1 protein-coding gene is annotated in these 351 nt (G+C 65.0%); it reads left to right on the forward strand.

Annotated elements, in window-relative coordinates:
- On the forward strand, window positions 1-351 hold a 351-nt coding region (locus tag BraRD5C2_RS33565; RefSeq protein WP_249788376.1), incomplete at both ends, for an ATP-binding protein.

Here is a 351-nt window from a genome sequence, read left to right on the forward strand (position 1 = left end):
AGCGGCAAGCCCGAGCAGGGCACCATTCGCCTGTCCGCCTATCACGAAGGCGGCCACATCATCATCTGCATCGCCGACAATGGCCGCGGGCTCAACACCGAGCGGATCAAGGCCAAGGCGCTCCAGAACGGTCTCGTCACCGAGGCCGAACTGGAGAAGATGACCGAGGCCCAGATCCACAAGTTCATCTTCGCGCCGGGCTTCTCGACCGCAGCGCAAGTGACCTCGGTGTCCGGCCGCGGCGTCGGCATGGACGTGGTGCGCACCAATATCGACCAGATCGGCGGCACCATCGACATCAAGAGCGTGGCCGGCGAGGGCGCCTCGGTCACCATCAAGATCCCGCTGACC

It is taken from the genome of Bradyrhizobium sp. RD5-C2, assembly GCF_019972155.1.
Classification (GTDB): Bacteria; Pseudomonadota; Alphaproteobacteria; order Rhizobiales; family Xanthobacteraceae; genus Bradyrhizobium.